This window comes from Paraburkholderia sediminicola (assembly GCF_046026675.1).
Taxonomy (GTDB): domain Bacteria; phylum Pseudomonadota; class Gammaproteobacteria; order Burkholderiales; family Burkholderiaceae; genus Paraburkholderia; species Paraburkholderia sediminicola_F.
This window is the reverse complement of record NZ_JAQQEY010000001.1, coordinates 1-17,563: the sequence shown is the minus strand read 5'-3', so window position 1 is coordinate 17,563 and position 17,563 is coordinate 1. Positions and strand designations below refer to the sequence as shown.

At 55.0% G+C, this 17,563-nt stretch carries 15 protein-coding genes; 7 read left to right on the top strand and 8 right to left on the bottom strand.

Features of this window, described 5'->3' with window-relative positions; all coding sequences use genetic code 11:
• Positions 1 to 166: 166 nt before the first annotated feature.
• A complete protein-coding gene (locus PQQ86_RS00075; protein WP_408263956.1) occupies positions 167 to 796 on the bottom strand; it encodes a hypothetical protein in 630 nt (209 codons plus the stop codon).
• Positions 797 to 913: 117 nt separating this feature from the next.
• Complete coding sequence (locus PQQ86_RS00070; RefSeq protein ID WP_408263954.1) at positions 914 to 1,939, bottom strand: hypothetical protein; 1,026 nt, start codon at positions 1,937 to 1,939, stop codon at positions 914 to 916.
• 386 nt (positions 1,940 to 2,325) lie between these two features.
• On the opposite strand from PQQ86_RS00070, the gene PQQ86_RS00065 reads away from it, so the two are divergent.
• The 6 genes from PQQ86_RS00065 (at position 2,326) to PQQ86_RS00040 (ending at position 7,730) form a co-directional block, all read left to right on the top strand.
• On the top strand, positions 2,326 to 2,484 hold the full coding sequence (locus tag PQQ86_RS00065; RefSeq protein ID WP_408263952.1) for a hypothetical protein: 159 nt from the start codon (positions 2,326 to 2,328) through the stop codon (positions 2,482 to 2,484).
• A gap of 195 nt (positions 2,485 to 2,679) precedes the next feature.
• Positions 2,680 to 3,624, top strand: coding sequence for a hypothetical protein (locus PQQ86_RS00060; protein WP_408263950.1), 945 nt, complete (start codon positions 2,680 to 2,682; stop codon positions 3,622 to 3,624).
• Between the two features lie 98 nt (positions 3,625 to 3,722).
• On the top strand, positions 3,723 to 5,093 hold the full coding sequence (locus PQQ86_RS00055) for a hypothetical protein (protein WP_408263948.1): 1,371 nt from the start codon (positions 3,723 to 3,725) through the stop codon (positions 5,091 to 5,093).
• A 222-nt stretch (positions 5,094 to 5,315) separates the two neighbouring features.
• Complete coding sequence (locus PQQ86_RS00050) at positions 5,316 to 5,618, top strand: DUF4031 domain-containing protein (RefSeq protein WP_408263946.1); 303 nt, start codon at positions 5,316 to 5,318, stop codon at positions 5,616 to 5,618.
• A gap of 72 nt (positions 5,619 to 5,690) precedes the next feature.
• A complete protein-coding gene (locus PQQ86_RS00045; RefSeq protein ID WP_408263944.1) occupies positions 5,691 to 6,740 on the top strand; it encodes a thymidylate synthase in 1,050 nt (349 codons plus the stop codon).
• Between the two features lie 57 nt (positions 6,741 to 6,797).
• Positions 6,798 to 7,730 (top strand): alpha-glutamyl/putrescinyl thymine pyrophosphorylase clade 3 protein, encoded by a 933-nt coding sequence (locus PQQ86_RS00040; protein ID WP_408263942.1) that lies wholly within the window; start codon positions 6,798 to 6,800, stop codon positions 7,728 to 7,730.
• A 3-nt stretch (positions 7,731 to 7,733) separates the two neighbouring features.
• Here the strand turns inward: PQQ86_RS00040 and PQQ86_RS00035 are convergent, their stop codons facing one another.
• Together PQQ86_RS00035 and PQQ86_RS00030 are read right to left on the bottom strand one after the other, a co-directional pair.
• Positions 7,734 to 8,831 (bottom strand): ImmA/IrrE family metallo-endopeptidase, encoded by a 1,098-nt coding sequence (locus PQQ86_RS00035; RefSeq protein ID WP_408263940.1) that lies wholly within the window; start codon positions 8,829 to 8,831, stop codon positions 7,734 to 7,736.
• Positions 8,821 to 9,159 (bottom strand): hypothetical protein, encoded by a 339-nt coding sequence (locus PQQ86_RS00030; protein ID WP_408263939.1) that lies wholly within the window; start codon positions 9,157 to 9,159, stop codon positions 8,821 to 8,823. Before PQQ86_RS00030 ends, PQQ86_RS00035 begins: the two co-directional genes overlap by 11 nt.
• A 290-nt stretch (positions 9,160 to 9,449) precedes the next feature.
• Here PQQ86_RS00030 and PQQ86_RS00025 point away from each other — a divergent pair, with 290 nt between their 5' ends.
• Positions 9,450 to 10,895 (top strand): hypothetical protein, encoded by a 1,446-nt coding sequence (locus PQQ86_RS00025; RefSeq protein ID WP_408263937.1) that lies wholly within the window; start codon positions 9,450 to 9,452, stop codon positions 10,893 to 10,895.
• 172 nt (positions 10,896 to 11,067) lie between these two features.
• On the opposite strand, the gene PQQ86_RS00020 is transcribed toward PQQ86_RS00025, so the two are convergent.
• The 4 genes from PQQ86_RS00020 to dnaA form a co-directional block, all read right to left on the bottom strand.
• Positions 11,068 to 11,841: a reverse transcriptase domain-containing protein gene (locus tag PQQ86_RS00020; protein WP_408263935.1), complete on the bottom strand. Its 774-nt coding sequence runs from the start codon at positions 11,839 to 11,841 to the stop codon at positions 11,068 to 11,070.
• A gap of 874 nt (positions 11,842 to 12,715) precedes the next feature.
• Positions 12,716 to 15,190: a DNA topoisomerase (ATP-hydrolyzing) subunit B gene (gene gyrB / locus PQQ86_RS00015; RefSeq protein ID WP_408263933.1), complete on the bottom strand. Its 2,475-nt coding sequence runs from the start codon at positions 15,188 to 15,190 to the stop codon at positions 12,716 to 12,718.
• A 114-nt stretch (positions 15,191 to 15,304) separates the two neighbouring features.
• Positions 15,305 to 16,408: a DNA polymerase III subunit beta gene (dnaN, locus tag PQQ86_RS00010; RefSeq protein WP_408200302.1), complete on the bottom strand. Its 1,104-nt coding sequence runs from the start codon at positions 16,406 to 16,408 to the stop codon at positions 15,305 to 15,307.
• 219 nt (positions 16,409 to 16,627) lie between these two features.
• The coding region (gene dnaA / locus PQQ86_RS00005; RefSeq protein ID WP_408263931.1) for a chromosomal replication initiator protein DnaA at positions 16,628 to 17,563 on the bottom strand (936 nt) is incomplete at its 5' end.

Sequence of the window (17,563 nt, the reverse complement as noted above, 5' to 3'; positions counted from 1 at the left end):
GAATCAAGGAACGCTCGACCGGTCCCGCGTCACTGGTCCAGTTTGTCCGGTTGACTATTTCGGTTGTCTTTGTATATATCTTCTTCATTTCCCAAAGTTGAACGAGCGGCGCAGGGCCCCTAACCAGAGCAGATTGCGCTCTACTGCTTCATGTGCGCCGTCGTCCTCAAGAATTCGAAGTTCCATAGCCGCCTGCGCAAGGCGTCGGCTCCTGGCCAACGAATGCATGGAAGAGAAGTGCCGCCGCCTCAGCGGGACTAAGCGTGCCTTTACTCCGTATCGAGTCGTGCAGTCGGATATGCGCGATAGCTCGTTGCTCCGGCGACCATGCCTGCCCTGCGGCGCCGGTGAGCAGAGGAGTCGTGCGGAACCAGTCGTGCTTAATGCAATCGAGCCACTTGCCCGCCAAACGCTCCAGAACGTCGCCGGGATTTCTGACTCCTCCCACAGACTCCGCTAGCTTGACGGCAACGCTCCTATGCAGCATTACAATGGATTCGGAAGCACAATAGCTGTCGCGCGCGAATCCGTTGTGTCTCGCGACCTTGCACAGCGCGATATCGTAATTGACTTCAATGCCACGCCACTCCCTAAGCGTCACACCGACATTCGGCATAGCGTCCACTATGAGTGTGTCATTCAGGACTACTGCAACGTGCGTGTAGTGCGCCGGTCGCATTCGTTTGATGGACTGCCCGAACTTAATGGCGGTCGCACTTGCTTTGTCACGACTGTGAAGCAACAGAATATCACCGGGGGTGACGTGAAAGTTCCAACGAGCTAGATGTGCGTTCAAGGTTCAGTTACCTTCCATTTGCCAGCAGTTGCTGCGAATGAGCGTTCGTAATTCGATAGCGAAACTCGACAATCTTGACACCCCAAGCGATGTGTCTCAGAAAAATCGATGCCGGCGCTAGCGCAGAACTACTGCATCTTTTCCAGGCAATATCACAGTCCGTTCATTGCCGGGAAATTTCACCAGCCATCGATTTCCTAGAGAATTTAGTAGTTCGACATTCGTAAGCAAGCCGGTGCCGTCTGGGCGGCAACTGAAACTCGTCAATGGATGCAATATGGCTTCCGCTTGGCGGCAGGAGGCCACTGGTATAGCAATAGACACGGGCCGTTGCTCGGCAATACCAATGACGTTCGCTATGAGCCGGAACGGTGCCGAAACCGAGTGCATAATGAACATTACCTGAACGCACGCGACGGCTCCAATTGCAACCTTCAGGACAACATCTCTCTTTCGAAAGCCTGCTTGCATGGCGCCGGTCACAATGACAAGTCCCGCCGCACCGAGGAGTCCCCACCAGTCGTTATCATTGTAGTGCGGAGTTGTTGCGTAAAGGGTATACAGCATTGCTATGGCAATAAGCGAAAAGAAACCTATCAGCACCACCGATGCAAAGAAGATTCCGCGGCCCTCAGTTGCCTCTGAGCCTCGTATCAGGGGGCTGGTCAAAGTAAATACCGCACTGAAAATCATGCATATCACGGCCACACCAAAGCCTAAGTCAAGTTGCATTCCATATTCGGGGTCGTGTCTAAAAGGATAGATAGCGCATACGGCAAAGACACAGAACCAGAAGACCTGCGACCAGAGGGCGCGCGCATGAAGAGACCTGACAGCGGCACTCCGCACTTTGCGCGCAACGTCATCGGTGTTGATGTCAAGTAAATGATAGGTGATGGCAGGTCCGGAAATGGAGAAGCCTAAAAGACCAAAGATTAATGTCCCCCACAATGCTGCCTGAAAAGCAACAAAGGCGCTTTGCCCGAGACTCACATCAGGGGTAAACCTCAGTCCAGCGTAGTAGCCGCTCAGAAAAAATAGGCCAGTTGCAGAAAATTTACCCAGCATAGAAAGAGCTTTCTTCGGGTCGGAAAGCTCCGTTTCAATGTGCCGCTTAATTGTTGAAGAACATGTTTGCTGCATGCTATCGAGGTGCCTTGGGGAGAGGTGAAGGTCCCGACCATCGGCTGCGGCCTTTACAATCAGAAAGTAGGCGACAGAAAGTTCAGGATTCGCAGCGGTCGAAATTTGGTTAGCAGCTAATCTGAGTTAAGTGGGCCAAAGGCTCACAAGTCCCGTTGAAGTTCAGCTGCATTTTTTTCGAAACTCGCGAGAAAACCGGTGGGGGCACCTTGTTCGGAGTCGGCTATAGGCGGTCTCTTGCATTCGCGCGTACGGAGCCGCTCGACGTATGCCATCATTACCCGTAACGGCAACGCGGACGAAAACTTGAGAGTCAAAGCATGGCGGACTACCAAACTCATAGCCTCGCCTAGAGGGCCCGGACGGTCGCCGAGAAGTCGTTGCCGATGAAGCCGGGATGCGACCTCAATGCGTTCCGGGAAGAAGAAGCCGGCTTCGTCGCGGCCGACACGACTACCGAGTGTCGCTGGGTCGCTAGCTTTGCGCAGCTCGCGACGCAGGACAGTCCGTCCGGCCATCGTATTCGTGAGCTCGTCATCCCTTGAAAAGGCGACGCTAGGGCGAATGGAACACTGTCTTTACTGCCCTTCTGATGGCCGTATACAGAAGTGTTCTCAGTTTGGGAAGACGAACAAGTATTTGCCCTGGTATCAAACATGGGGCGAAAACAACAACAGCGTTGACCTCGCAGTTGCACCCGACCTAATCTGTTTTCCTGCAATCCCGATGCGAGTTCGATTATGGAAATTTCACGAGAGGAATATCTAGCTTCCGGTATGGTCCCCGGCTTCGTAGCGTTTTTTGGCAAACTGCTGTCAGGAAAGGAACCTCTATCGCTCACGTTGGACTTTACAAACAGCCGGCGTCTTCCTGCCGATTACGACACACGCCTTGGTCGTAGAGTGAAGGTGACCAGCCTTCAGCAATTGTTCAAGTCGTATTGGTGGGATGGCGGTTACCTCGAAGACAACAATGCCCGGCTGCGTGTCATCGACCGTAAGATTTCACGAGCCGTCCGAGCGGATTGCCAGGCCTGGGAGTGGCTCTGGTTGCGTGCAGCACTGTTCGCCACAGTCGACTGGGCGTTCGGCGGTCGACAATCGCGTATCGACCGCTTTATGATGCAGGCGAACAACTCTAAGCATCTCCTGCTCACCAATCTGCGCGCGGCCACAGAGGCGTTGCTGATGGACAAAGTAGACCTCTCACTGTTTGGGCAGCGTGAACGGTCGGGACTTACGATGAATGCAACATGGGTCAAATTTTTTGCTTTGGCGTGCGCGGGCGTCATCTACGACGGACGAGTTGGAGCAGGCACGGGCTATCTGGTCCGCTTATATCTTGAGTCTTTGCCAGAAAATGAACGTTCATCGTCGGTTCCTGACGAACTTCACTTCCGTTGGGCCGCGGGTGAAGGTCGCCGCAATCGTAACCCCTCGTCAGGTCTGTATCGATTCGCGAAACTGACCCACAGCGCCTCTGGCGCAATTCAATGGGCAAGATGCGCCGTGCAACTCAACTGGATTATTGCCGAAGCAATCAAGGTCTCTGACGCCAGTTGGTGTAGTGGCACAGAAGGAAAAAGGAACGTCGAGGCTGCGCTCTTTATGATGGGTTATGACATGCCCATTGAATATGCGCCGCGGAGGTCCGACCAGGTGAATCTCGTTTCACTTCATTGGTGAACTGACTCAACGGCTCTCCATGAATTTGGGTACGTCAATAACACTGTGCCGGCCGCGATTGCCACAGACACAAATAATTCTCTACAAGGTGAAGTAAGTTGGGTAAATCTCGGGGGCTATTTGATACAGCATCGTCCGAAGGACTGAACGAGTCCGAACAACATTTAACAGCTATCGGAAGACGAGCCTTCTTAAAGCTGTGGTGTCACGCGAATCTCTACACGGACAAAGACCCAAAAAGTGGAAAAGAATTCGCTGACCTTCTATTAGTGTTCGGCAACGACGTCATTATTTTCTCGGATAAGTTAAGCGAGTATGGCTCACACCCCGACCCTGAAGTTGCGTGGGGACGTTGGTGTAAAGTTGCCTTGAGGAAATCTTTGAATCAATTGAAAGGTGCGCACCGATGGGTTAGGTCATATCCACAACGAATCTTCCTTGACGCATCTTGCACACGGAAGTTTCCATTTCAACTACCTACGGGCGAACACGTTAAATATCACCTAGTCGCAATCGCTAGTGGCATTGAAAAGAGCATGGAGAGTAGCCAGTCCGGGGACATAGTTCGCTTGCGCACTGACACGCGTCTTCAAGAAATTCACAACAAATCTAACCGTCTTACGGTCGGGCTCCCAGTCGAAGACGGCTTGTTTTTCCATATTTTCGACCAACAGGGACTAACCAGCGCTATCGAATTCACTAGCACTGCACCGGACTTTATAAAATATCTGCTTCATCGTGAAACATTCCTGAAAAATTTCGCACCCGGCGTGGTCGTCCCAAACGAAGAACATTTGCTCACCGCATACTTTATTAGCCAAGGCGCACGGACCGGAGATTTCATTCCCGACCTTGCATTGATACTTGAGCCGAAGGTGAACGCTCGTCCATTTGAAGGGTATTCGCCAGCCAGATTAATCAATAACCCAACGTATCAGAAGCATCGCGAGCGCATGCTGGAGAGTGAGCGGTGGGAAAGGGTAATCTCGCGCCTAATTGATGGCACTCCACCAGGGGTTCTCAAGTATGCCGAGGACTCGGAAATACGTATTGAGCACGCTTTGCGGTTATTAGCTGCGGAGACACGTGAGGGCCGCGTTCTTATTGTTGATACGTGGAAGTCATTCGCTCAAAGAGAACTGGCTAGCGACCTTTATTACGTTAAACGCATCCAGTCACTCACGCATGAAAGCACAATTTATATTCTGATGACAGTGCCAAGAACACCAGGCATCTTATACGAGCAGTACCGTGAAAATAGAACAAACGAGATGCACTTCCGCTGCCTGCTAGCCAAGAAGCATTCCCCAGACTTCACTAGATTCGTAGCAATAGCGTTCGAAGGAAAGGATTATGGAAACGACGACGTCGATTTTGACCTTGTCTATTTTGAATGCAATGAACTTGCTGAACATCAGATGGAAGCCGCCCGTCAGTTCGAGGAATCATTGAAGTCCAGAATGTTGTGAGCGGTGCCTGCGATGATGATGCCGACCGACGTGCTCCTCGTTCGCACACGAGCACGGAGTGCACGTGTCCAAACAGGCCAGCAGGGGCGAGGTCGGCATCTAATGTCCAAATTGTTTGCTGGAACTATCAGCTACTTTAGATGCGCAATCCGTTCACTGAGGCATAGTTCTGAAGTATCATCAATTGACTGAAAAAAGCAAAAAACTTTCTGAGGGGCGACATTGGCGGTCTACGTAGACAACGCTCGCATTGCATGGCGAGGTCGTCAGTGGTGCCATCTGGTAGCGGATTCGCTGGATGAGCTTCACAGGTTTGCGACATCGCTCGGGCTGAGACGCGGTTGGTTTCAGGCCCAGGCGTCGTTGCCGCACTACGATGTCACCGTCCAAGTTCGAGACATTGCGCTATGTCGCGGCGCCCAGCTCGCTGACCGGCGGACCTTGGTCATGCGCGGACGCCAGTTGAAGCTGGAGCTTCAGGCGCAAATGGCAAGTCAAAATAGACAGCTTAGGTTGTTTGAGTGACTTCGCGAAAGTTATAACAGGACGTGATGTTATTGCTGTCGGCAACCGAGTGTGGTCCATAAGAAGCCAATCATGTATCTGAGCGCCGAAACTCTGGACGACCTGCTAATCAAGGTCTACAAACGCCTGCTGAGTCGAAGGGGTTCATATGAAATCCATCCGAGAAAAGGTCCAGCGACAGAAATATTTGGCGGGCTGCTTCAGATAACCAATCCTCGGGCACGATTAAGTCGAACAGAACTGAAGAGCACCTTCTACAGTTGTATCGGTGAATTCCTATGGTATCTGTCCGGCACCAACCAACTCGATTTCATTGACTATTACATCCCGGGTTACGGGAAATACTCGGACGATGGAAAAACCATCTACGGCGCATACGGTCCGCGACTCCTCAATCTGAACGGGATTAATCAGCTCGACAACGTCGTACAGACGCTGAAACGTTGGCCCGATTCAAGGCGCGCAGTCATCCAGCTCTTCAAGGCCGATGACCTTGCCGCTGACCTGGAGTCGACGCTCAAGGACATGCCGTGCACCTGCACGCTGCAATTTACCGTCCGCAAAACGCAACTGCAATTGCTGGTCTCGATGCGCTCGAACGATGCGTACAAGGGCCTTCCGCACGACGTCTTCGCTTTCACCATGCTGCAGGAAATCATGGCACGAAAGCTCGAAGTAGAGGTTGGAACGTACAGGCATGCAGTCGGAAGCTTTCATCTCTACGCGGACGATGCCAAGAAAGCCGCCGAGTACCTGGAAGAAGGTGTTCAGGCGCGCGTTCCGATGCCGGCGATGCCACTCGGTGACCCGCACGAGTCCATCGAGATGTTGCTCCAGGCCGAAGACAGCATCAGACAGGGCAAAGGAACGAGTTTCAAGCGAATGCATCCTTATTGGGCGGACCTCGCCAGACTGCTTCAGGTCTACAGCTGTTCGATTGCCCCCACCAAGGCGCATCGGGAGCAAATCACGCGCATCAAGAAACAGATGCACTCCGATGTGTACGAAATCTATATCGAGAAACGAGAGCGTCGCAAGGCGCCCCCGATTATCCCCGTGCCGCAAGAGCTATTTGGGCCCGGCGGACTCGATACGCCACCGCCGTCCGGCGCCAGTCAGTAAGAGGCGGATTGAGCAGCGCCAGATACACTGAACATCTCCAGCATCCGTCAAATTACAATGGCTAAATACGACCGAGAACTTGCAGCGCGCCTTGAGAAACAGCTACGTGACTATCGGGTAAACGGACAACTTTTGCCCGGGATTGCGAATCCGGTGGCGTTATCCACGCTGGTTGAGCAGATGGTGGAGAGCGTCCATCGGGTAGATTTTGTGAAACGGATTCGTGACAAGAAAGACAAAATATCCGAGCGCAGAACCGACCCGAAGGACGATATGTTTGACCCTATCCGGGCAGCCGTATGGCACATGGACAAGGGAAATATCGACGAGGCATTCTGGATAGTCTTCCTGTTCGTCGCGTGCGGTCGCAACCTGAAGACGGGTTACGGTCTACTTCGAATGGTGTACGGTGCATTCAGGGACAAGTTCGTCTGGACGTGGGAACAGTACAACAGAGAAAAAGACGGATTTACTCTTTGGCTGCACGACCGCTTGCCGGCAATCGAGAAGGAAAAGGCTCGTTTCAAATTCGGGAACCATCGCCAGTACGAAAGTATTAGGCACCTCGACAGTGTCTTACAGAGCTATGCTGACTGGGTCGGCCCGGAACGCTCCCATGTCGCACTGATTGAGTCGGCGAAGGCGGCAGTGGGCGATGACTCCAAGAAGCTTTTCGCTTACTTCTATAAATCCATGGACGCTGTTGCTCGGTTCGGGCGACTGGGCAAATTCGACTACCTGACGATGGTCGGCAAAGTTGGCTTGGTCGATATCGAACCGCCGTCTGCTTATATGATAGAGGCGACGGGGCCAGCCACGGGCGCACAGCTACTGTTCGGAGTGCCGGGGATGGGGCAAAAGTCCCGCAAAAAAATGGACGAACTCGCCATCGCACTGGACGGCGAATTGCAGGTCGGAATGCAGGTTATCGAAGACTCGCTCTGCAACTGGCAGAAAAGCCCCGACAAATTCCTCGCTTTCCGTGGATGATTCTCAGCTCCACGTATACCGGGTCTTCAGCTTGTTGAAGTGCTCGCGCTTCACGAGGCCGTGATGCTGCATTTGACCAACTACGACTCCCTTGGATACGCCAGCGTCGCGGGCTAGTCGTGCGATACCGAGCATGGACTTCGCAGCCTCGGGCATACGCTGCTGGAACACCCGCGGTATTAGGTGCTCGGCAGCAAACTGGTTCGCCTCTTTTTCCATTGGCGATTTCGGCCCATCCGCAGTCGTCTCGAGAATCAACGACTGCGTGTCGTAGTGCAGTACGAGGTGGCCTGCCTCATGGAAGAACGAAAACCAGAACTGGTCATCGCTCAGATAGCGGACAGACAACAGCAACACCGCCTTCGTCGGCGTCGCGAAGAACGTCGCCCCGCTAGCCCTGCATCCCGGAGGCGCCTTCACGATAACGACCGCCACGCCGGCTTCCGCACATAGCCGCTGGAGCTTCGGTATAAAGTCGGCAGGGTTCGAAAGTAACGTGAGTTCTCGGACTTTCGACAGTTGCTTCTCGAAGAGCTCCGGGTTCCATTTTTCGCAATCAGTCCGGTCAGCCAAGACCTCGCCTTGCCTCAGCCACGCCGCCGTCGCTGGTGCGCTTTCGACGTGCGCGTCCGTTGTCCGGAATGCAGCCGCTTCTCTGGTCTCTCCGTAATTGCGGTTCCATGCGTCCAGATTTGGCACCCCGAAAAATTCCAGACAACTGCGCAGCTTCGTCCTCTTGTCCGCGGCTTCGTCTATCCAACCGAAATCGACCATTTGCTTGAACGGAAGACTTTTGAGCCAAGCCTTGTAGTCGGCGTCATCCGGGTCAACGTCTTCAGTCAACTCTGCCAGCTGCTCGCGGTACTGCTCTTCACGACGCAGCCAGAAGGCGGCTGATGCACCGAGTACAGCCTCCAGTCGGGTCGCCACGGGAGTGGTCAGAGTGCATTTGCCCGTTAGCAGGTCGTCGAACTCATCGACCGACAGGTCCAGAGACTGCGCCACCTGCTCCGGAGGCATCCTTTTCGACGCCAGCAGGTCGGAAATGGTCCGGCCAGGCGGAACTGCCCACGTGGGTGAAAAATCGGTTTCAGTTCTCATTGGCGCGCTCTATGGACAGAATTTTCAGGCGTGTGACTCGCTTCCAGTCAAGCTGGTCGTCTTCCAACCGCGGCTCTGGGCGGTTGTTCACGGTTGCAGTGACAGCGTAGCCACCTTCAATATAGATAAAAATCCGGACATCCGAGCCGCTGTCAAAGGCAGCGAGGCCCAAATTCACTAAGTCGACAGGCGAGGTGCTCGCGCAAAGGTCCGCGAGGCGTGTGCGCAGCGAGTGTGCCGCATCTTCCCCCAGACTTCGCTTTGCGGATAGCGAGCTCTCGCATATCTGGCGAAGCTTGACAGTTTGGAAAGCCAGTTGTATCGACATCAGGGCGTCTGGATACGCAGCTGTCGTTCAGCGACGCCTCGAGCTACTCTCATGTCGAGTGCATCACGACTTTGTTGTTGGCGGGACGTGGAAGCGCTGCGACTCTCACGCCAGTGGCAAAAATTGCCCGTCCGAACCCTATATTAGCAACAAGTTGAACCTGAGGCAGGCCACGAAAGACACGCCGCGGCTAGCGGACGATTGTAGCGAAACCGAAAGCACTGCGGGCGACCTCACGGGTCACGTAGCATCAAAGTGCTGCGCGAAAACCGAACTGAACGGACGACAACATGCCCGAAAGAAATACAGACGCCGATGCGATGCTATCCAAGAAATTCAAAGGGCTTTGGTGCCGCGCCCTCAAGCTCCCGAATTTAAGCGACCTCAATGCCGAAACAATCGCAGCGTGGGCGAACGAGGCCGGGCTTGATGTCCAGGAAGTGGTCGAGAAGAAAGTTGGGGCTTTTCGACCCATCCCAGCGGTAGTGTTAGCCGTCGGGGGCAAGACAGCATACTTCCCGACTGTCTCCGCGACCGATGACCCTATCTGGCTCGCAAACAGGAAAGCACACGAACGTCTTGCGGCCCTTTGGTCCAAAGTGGAATGGTTCGAGCCCCTCTGGGTTAACCGAGGGCAGACCGGCCCCTTGTTGGTCGCTGTCGAACACCGCTCGAAGGAGGAAGCCATAAAACAATTCGACTACCATACTTCCACGATATACACGCTCGCATTTCAGGCCGTCTGCATCGCGCAATTCATCTCGAAGTCGCGCACTCTCGCCCCGTTCTATCCGATTGCTAGAGAGGCATATCTGGCCTTCTATGCCGGACACCGGGCATCGAGCATCGCTGCGCTTATTCCGGTCATGGAGGGCGCGCTCCAGCGCATCTCAGAGGAAAACGGAAAGTTGCCTGTGGCGGACCAGATTGACCGTGTAATCGACCGAGCGTGTGCACTTGCTGCACACGTGCATTTCGACCACAACTGGGTGCCGAGCGAGTTCAGCACTGCAGAGTATCTGTATGGACAAGACGAGCGAGTTTTCATCTTTGAAACCTTCCGTCAATGGCTGAAGGAGGTGTTCTTTCGCAACACCGACAAGTATGACGGAGTAACCTGGCTGAATCGCCATCTGTTCGCTCACGGGACTTCGACGGATTGGGCAAACGACGGAAATTTCCGACGCCTGGTCGTTGCCCTCGCCACCTTCGGCGTTATTGAATCCTGGCACGATGAAAGCAATAGCGTGCCACTGTTTCTGCCGGAAATGAATGACGACAGTGTTCTACTCTGGCAGCAGGCGCAACTTCAGGCGCAGGGACAGTTGGCGCTAAGACTGCTTGAGCAGCAAAACTACCAGAAATACGGTCAGATAGTCCCGCCGAGGCCCACCGACGATGGTGCACTCCTGCGCAAGGCGCATCTGACGGAGGAGTGCATCAAGGACCTGGTACGGCCGCTCAGAGACGCTGGATGGGACGTAGAGATGCTCGAACCAGATGAGCAAGCGCTTCAGGTGAAAGTCATAGCCAGAAGTGGCAGCCAGGAAATGCACGTGGGCCTCCTCTTCAACTGCGCGACTGACCCCGAGATTTATCGAGAACTAGCCAAGAGCTGCTTTGCAATCCTCTACCTTGGCCCCCCCGACAAGCAGAAGGAGTTCACGCAAGGCATCGATGTCCATGTCGGTCCCGTTGCAGGCTGGCAGCCGCCACGTGCCCCCGGTCGAACCTGAGTGGATTGTCTTGTTTGCCGCGTGAGCTAGTTGAACTTGTTCGAGGCGCGGGAAGGTCTGCCATGGTGCTGCGCGCTATTCCAGCGCGAAAAATTCCGGCGACCTGGGCGCGGAGCGACCACGCCGTGCGCGGCCCGCGCAGCCCCTACGGCGAGAGCATCCGCGCGTTGTATCAGAGCACCTCTGCCCGGAGCTGACTAGCTTGGGCCGGATTCACCGAGTCGACGTACCCCAAGATGGCTTGGTGCCGATGGGGATTCCCGTCTTCACGCATCGCGTCGAGAAACGCGTGCCACCTGTCAGGCAATACATGCAGAGAGTTCTGCGACAACTCGATATTGAAAGCGCTGATTTTGTCGGCCGGTCCCTGCTCTTTCTTTTGATTTAAATCGAAACCGCTCTTCTCGGCCACGTTCTTAACATCGGCGAAAATCTCTTCCGCCAGCGCCTGGTCGTTCAGAGAGATGATTATGTCATCGACATAGACGCTCACCTCAATGCCGTCAGTCACAGAGAGCTGCTTCAGGTAATTGCCGAGTGCGCTTTTTCGCAGGCAGACGCTTGCTAGTAAAGTGGACTGAACAAATCCATACGGCAGTATGTAGCGTTTTTCCGCGTCCTCAGGCAATCTGACCGTCGAGAGATTTGCGATATCTCGAGCTTCTGCGTAGCTGTACATCCCTTTCAGGACACGAGTTACCCGGCTGCGGTTGATACGCTGAAAGAAATTCTCGATGTCGACGTGGATAAAACAGGTCTGCCCAAGGTGCGCCTTCAACGCTGCAACGTGGCCTCCGTCACGAAGATGGTAGTAGTACGCAGGCGCCTTCCACCGTGGGCGTAGGTCATCTTTGATTTTTCGTCCAAGCTCTATTGTGTCGCCATTGGGAACGAAGACCCACTTCCCTGGCTTCAGCTCAAACTTGGAATCCCACCGAGGTTCCATAATTTTTATAATTAATGGTCACGTTCTTGATGATTTCTTCTGCCAGCCGAACGAGTTCGGTCGCGAAAATAATCAATGCAAGAACTAGACGCTGTACGAACGTGAATTTCTTCATAGCAGCTTTCTCCATTCAATCCCGGCTTGTCTAGCGCTTTGCGCAATGACCACAAATCAAAACTGATATGCATATAGGAAATATTATCCGCAATGCTATATCGCGATATCACATAGTGACGCAATGGAGGATAGGCGCCACCAGAGTGCCTATCGCCGGGAAAAAGCACATTACCAAACTCAAGTGAGCTACGCAAGTAAATATGACGTGAGAAATCGTAGTTCGGTAAAAATGCGTAATTTCCAGCGCGGGCGGCAGATTGCCCACACGGGAGTTAGGCCTGTCGTGCTGTAGGTGAGTCACCGCTCGGGTCTCGTGGCGTCCTCTTGACTCGACGGCGACTTCCCGGAGCTGGCGCGTCGCGAAGGCGAAATCGCGGTGCCGGGTGCAAAAAAGGGGCGCTTGAAAATGCTCCAGCACCCCTTGGACATTAATTCTGGTTACCGTTTGCCAGGTAAGGCTCAGCGGCCGGGAAGAGCCACGTAACCAAAACTAAATCGAGGCTTAGTAACCGAAATTAATGCACCTCAGCATGCAGTCGTCACCGCGTTAGGGAGCACCACCGTCACCGACTTCGCCAGATTCCACCTTTTGGCGACATCGGACTGAAAGATGTACCGCTCCCCGCTTTGAACCCTTTTCGAGACGGCGGACGTCAATGAGTTATCCGTTAATTCGAGCTATCAAGAAAAAAGACCCATAAGTTTCTCGGCTTATGGGTCCCAGATTCTCAGGTTATGCGTTCAGCTACACACTGCATCAAACATCAATATTCCCCGCCCGCAACGCATTCGACTCAATAAATGCCCGCCGCGGCTCCACATCATCCCCCATGAGCGTCGTAAAGATGCCATCAGCCGCAATAGCATCCTCAATCTGCACACGAAGAAGACGACGCACAGTCGGATCCATCGTAGTCTCCCAAAGCTGCCCAGGATTCATCTCGCCCAAGCCTTTGTAACGCTGCTTGGAAATATTGCGTTCAGCATCAGCCAACAACCACTTCATAGCGCTCTTGAAGTCGGTAACAGCCATACTCCGCTCGCCACGTTTAATGACAGCGCCCGTCCCAATCAACCCCTTAAACGTATTTGCGGTATTGATCAGCTGTTGGTAATCAGCGGTCAGCTGAAAATCCTGATCCAGCACAGAAATCTTCTGATTACCGTGATGAGTCCGCGCGACGCGCAGCGAGCGCAGCTCACGCACCGGGTCATACATCGTCGTGACCTTAACTTCAGGCTTCAACGGATCATCCCGCAGCTTCGCCTCAAGCGCCTTCGCCGAACCCTCAGCCGCTTCCTCGCTAGACAGGTCAATCACAACCCCATCCATCACAGCCTCAAGCGCCCCAGCGTCATACAACCGGCTCAGACGGTTAACAACAGCTTGAGCCAACAAATAAGCCCGAGCCAACTCACCCAACGCATCCCCAGTAATCGGCGTAGCGCCTTCAGAAGCCAGCAGTTCAGACCCCTGCAACGCCAGCTTCAGAATGTGAGCATTAACCTCAGCCTCATCCTTCAAATACCGCTCATCCTTACCCGCCTTGATCTTGAACAGCGGCGGCTGGGCGATATAGATATACCCACGCTCGATCATGTCCGGCATCTGACGATAGAAGAACGTCAGCAGCAGCGTACGGATGTGCGCGCCGTCCACGTCAGCATCGGTCATGATGATGATGCGGTGATAACGCAGCTTGTCGAGGTTGTAGTCTTCCTTGCCGATCCCGCAACCCAGCGCCGTAATCAGCGTCACAATCTGCTCCGAAGAAAGCAGCTTGTCATAGCGCGCCTTCTCCACATTGAGCACCTTGCCGCGCAGCGGCAAGATCGCCTGAAACTTCCGGTCACGCCCCTGCTTCGCCGAGCCGCCTGCCGAGTCGCCCTCGACGATATAAATTTCCGACTTCGCCGGGTCCTTCTCCTGGCAATCCGCCAGCTTCCCAGGCAAACCAACGCCATCCAGCACACCCTTACGACGCGTCATTTCACGCGCCTTCCGAGCCGCATCGCGCGCCCGCGCCGCATCAACAATCTTGCCGCAAATGATCTTCGCGTCGTTCGGCGTTTCCAGCAGGAATTCTTCGAGCGCCTTCGCGACCACATCCTCCACCGGCGCGCGCACTTCCGACGACACCAGCTTGTCCTTGGTCTGCGCGCTGAACTTCGGCTCCGGCACTTTCACCGACAGCACGCACGAGAGCCCTTCGCGCATGTCGTCGCCGGCCGTCTCGACCTTCGCTTTCTTCGCGACTTCGTGATCGGTGATGTACTTGTTCAACACGCGCGTCATCGCCGCACGCAAACCGGTCAAGTGCGAGCCGCCGTCGCGCTGCGGAATGTTGTTCGTGAAGCACAGCACGTTTTCGTTGTAGCTGTCGTTCCACTGCATCGCGACTTCGACGGCAATGCCGTCCTTCTCGCCGGCGACGTGGAAAATGTTCGGGTGCAGGACGGCTTTGTTCTTGTTGATGTACTCAACAAAACCCTTCACACCGCCCACAAACGCGAAATCTTCTTCCTTGCCGCTGCGCAAGTCGTGCAGGCGAATCCGAACGCCGTTATTCAGGAACGACAGTTCGCGAATCCGTTTGGCCAGAATGTCGTAGTGATATTCGACATTGCCGAAGATCGTCTCGTCGGCCATGAAGTGCACTTCGGTCCCGCGGTTTTCAGTGTCGCCCAACACCTGGATCGGCGACACAGCCACGCCGTCGATCTCTTCGATGATACGGTTCTGCGGCACGCCACGGTGGAATTCCATGAAGTGCTTCTTGCCGTCACGGCGCACCACAAGGCGCAGCCACGACGACAGCGCGTTCACGCACGACACACCCACGCCGTGCAGGCCGCCGGACACCTTGTAGCTGTTCTGGTCGAACTTGCCGCCGGCGTGCAGTTCGGTCATCACGATTTCCGCGGCGCTGCGCTTCGGATCGTGCTTGTCGTCCATCTTGAGACCGGTCGGCACACCGCGGCCGTTGTCGGTGATCGAAATCGAGTTGTCCGCGTGGATGGTGACCTGGATGTCGTTACAGTACCCGGCCAACGCTTCGTCGATCGAGTTGTCGAGCACTTCGAACACGAGGTGATGCAGGCCGGTGCCGTCCGATGTATCGCCGATATACATCCCGGGACGCTTGCGCACAGCCTCCAGACCTTCAAGGATCTGAATGGACGAGGCGCCATAGCCGCTATTGTCGGGTTGCGAATTGTTCGTTTCAGTCATGGATTTTTTCCGGTTCTGCGTTGCTGCTGGGTTGCTGCTCGGGACTTTTCAAAACACCATAAAAACGCCAAAGGGGCGCTGCGCCCCTTGGTGTGTTCTTGGTTTTTGGACGCGTTAGATGCGCATCGGCATCACGACGTATTTGAATTCGTCGTTCTCGGGAATCGTGATCAACGCGCTGGAGCTGGCGTCGCCAAGGCTCACTTGCAACATGTCGACCTTCAGGTTCGCGAGCACGTCGAGCAGATACGTGACGTTGAACCCGATATCGACGCTGTCGCCGTCGTACGCGATTTCCAGTTCTTCCTGCGCCTCTTCCTGATCGGCGTTGGTCGACATGATCTTCAACTGGCCCGGCTCGATGATGCAGCGCACGCCCTTGAATTTGTCCGACGTCAGAATCGCGGCACGTTGCAGCGAGCGCTGCAGTTCTTCACGGCCGATCAAGAACTGATTCTTGTGCGACTTCGGAATCACGCGCTGGAAGTCGGGGAATTTGCCTTCCACCAGCTTCGACACCAGTTCGACCTGGCCGAACGTGAACTTCACCTGCGTCGGCGCGATGTCGATCTTCAGCGTGTCGTCGATGTCTTCCAGCAGACGCTGCAGTTCGAGAATCGTCTTGCGCGGAATGATCACTTCCTGACGCGCAAACGAGCCTTCAATCTTCATCGACGAGAACGCCAGACGGTGGCCGTCGGTTGCGACCGCCATCAGCTGGTCGCCGTCTACCACCAGCAGCATGCCGTTCAGGTAGTAGCGGATGTCCTGCTGGGCCATCGAGAAATGGACCATGCCGAGCAACTGGCGGAACGTTTTCTGGGGAACCACCAGGTTCGCGCCGTAGTCTTTAGCTTGAGCAACGGTCGGGAACTCGTCGGCCGCCAGCGTTTGCAGCGCAAAGCGGCTCTTGCCGGATTGCACGGTCAAACGCTTGTCGTTCAAGGTCAGCGTGACCTGCCCGTCGGGCATCGCACGCAGAATGTCGAGGAGCTTTCTTGCTGCCACCGTGGTCGCGACCGAATCGCCGCCCACGCCAAAATCGGCACGCGTGGTGATCTGCAACTCGAGGTCGGTCGACAGGAACGACACTTCAGGGCCGTTCTTGGTAATCAGCAAATTGGCGAGGATCGGCAACGTATGGCGGCGTTCGACGATGCCGCTCACGGTTTGCAGCGGCCTGAGGAGGTTATCGCGTTCGGTCTTGACCAGTTGCATAGAGTTCCTTCGTTGATATGACGGCCTGCGCGCCTGACTTGCCAGCCTTACAGCGCGCACCCGCGGCTCCCCGCCGGCGCCACGCAGCGCCTGTCACGGCGTGAATTCCGCCCGCGGCCGCCGGGCGGTTAAACCTGTATTGTGCCTGAAAACGGAACCGCTCCACTAAAATGGGGGCGAGTTCCGAAATAAACAGATCGAAATTTCCTTCCAGGCTGCTTAACCTTTCAGCGTTTGCTCCAGCACGTGCAGTTCGTGGTTCAGTTGGGCGTCCGTGCTGCGCTCGGCAGCGATCTTGCGCACCGCGTGCAGCACTGTGGTGTGATCGCGCCCCCCGAACAGCTCACCGATTTCCGGCAAGCTTTTCTGCGTCAGCTCCTTCGCCAGATACATCGCGATCTGCCGCGGCCGCGCAATGTTCGCCGGACGCTTCTTCGAATACATGTCCGCGACCTTGATGCTGTAGAAGTCGGCCGTGGTCTTCTGAATGTTTTCCACCGAAATCTGCCGGTTCTGTACCGTCAGCAGGTCTTTCAGCGCCTCTTTCGTCACTTCAATCGTGATTTCGCGGCCGTGGAACTTCGAATACGCGAGGATCTTGCGCAGCGCGCCTTCCAGTTCACGCACGTTCGAACGCAGATGCTTGGCGACGAAGAACGCGACGTCTTCATTCAGGCTTACGAACTCGGATTGCGCCTTGCGCATCAGAATCGCAACGCGCATTTCCAGCTCGGGCGGCTCGATCGCCACCGTCAGGCCGGAGTCGAAGCGCGAGATCAGGCGGTCGTCGATGCCGGAGATTTCCTTCGGATACGTGTCGCTGGTGATGATCACCTGCGCCTTGTTCGCGACCAGCGCCTCGAACGCGTAGAAGAATTCCTCTTGTGTGCGCGACTTGCCTGAGAAAAATTGAATATCGTCGATCAGCAGCAGGTCGAGCGAGTGGTAGTAGCGCTTGAAGTCGTCGAACGCCTTGCGCTGGTAGGCCTTCACCACGTCGGACACATACTGTTCCGCGTGGATGTAGCGAATCCGCGCGCCGGCCTTGTCCATTAGAAGCTGGTTGCCGATCGCGTGGATCAGATGGGTCTTGCCCAGACCCACGCCGCCGTACAGAAACAGCGGGTTGTACGAGATGCCGGGGTTGTCAGCGAC

Bases quoted from the DNA above. Each gene is read 5' to 3' on its own strand.
- PQQ86_RS00025 (WP_408263937.1), top strand. From the start codon at position 9,450: ATGCCCGAAAGAAATACAGACGCCGATGCGATGCTATCCAAGAAATTC.
- PQQ86_RS00070 (WP_408263954.1), bottom strand. From the start codon at position 1,939: ATGCAGCAAACATGTTCTTCAACAATTAAGCGGCACATTGAAACGGAG.
- gyrB (WP_408263933.1), bottom strand. From the start codon at position 15,190: ATGACTGAAACGAACAATTCGCAACCCGACAATAGCGGCTATGGCGCC.
- PQQ86_RS00035 (WP_408263940.1), bottom strand. From the start codon at position 8,831: ATGAGAACTGAAACCGATTTTTCACCCACGTGGGCAGTTCCGCCTGGC.
- PQQ86_RS00020 (WP_408263935.1), bottom strand. From the start codon at position 11,841: ATGGAACCTCGGTGGGATTCCAAGTTTGAGCTGAAGCCAGGGAAGTGG.
- PQQ86_RS00040 (WP_408263942.1), top strand. From the start codon at position 6,798: ATGGCTAAATACGACCGAGAACTTGCAGCGCGCCTTGAGAAACAGCTA.
- PQQ86_RS00065 (WP_408263952.1), top strand. From the start codon at position 2,326: ATGAAGCCGGGATGCGACCTCAATGCGTTCCGGGAAGAAGAAGCCGGC.
- PQQ86_RS00060 (WP_408263950.1), top strand. From the start codon at position 2,680: ATGGAAATTTCACGAGAGGAATATCTAGCTTCCGGTATGGTCCCCGGC.
- PQQ86_RS00045 (WP_408263944.1), top strand. From the start codon at position 5,691: ATGTATCTGAGCGCCGAAACTCTGGACGACCTGCTAATCAAGGTCTAC.
- PQQ86_RS00030 (WP_408263939.1), bottom strand. From the start codon at position 9,159: ATGTCGATACAACTGGCTTTCCAAACTGTCAAGCTTCGCCAGATATGC.
- dnaN (WP_408200302.1), bottom strand. From the start codon at position 16,408: ATGCAACTGGTCAAGACCGAACGCGATAACCTCCTCAGGCCGCTGCAA.